The sequence below is a fragment of the Methylobacterium nigriterrae genome (genome assembly GCF_037106235.1).
In the GTDB taxonomy this organism is placed as follows: Bacteria; Pseudomonadota; Alphaproteobacteria; order Rhizobiales; family Beijerinckiaceae; genus Methylobacterium; species Methylobacterium nigriterrae.
On the sequence record NZ_JBAWTG010001008.1, the window covers coordinates 1 to 258 of the forward strand.

Sequence of the window (258 nt, forward strand, 5' to 3'; positions counted from 1 at the left end):
GGTCATATCGAGACCGACGCGGCGCTCAACGAGGTGATCCCGATCGCCGGCATGCGCTCAGCGCCGCATCTCGATTTCACCGGCGAGGTGCGCGCCGCCACCAAATTCCCGATCTTCCATGCCGCCCGCATCTCTGATGTGGCGACCGCCCGTCACGCGATCGCCGCCGGCAAGCTCGACATGGTCGGCATGACGCGGCCGCACATCGCCGATCCCTATATCGCTGCCAAGGTGGCGGCGGGCGAGGAGCATCGCATC

At 67.1% G+C, this 258-nt stretch carries 1 pseudogene; it reads left to right on the forward strand.

Annotated elements, in window-relative coordinates:
• Positions 1-258: pseudogene (locus tag WDW90_RS40050) on the forward strand (N-methylproline demethylase); the annotation flags it as partial.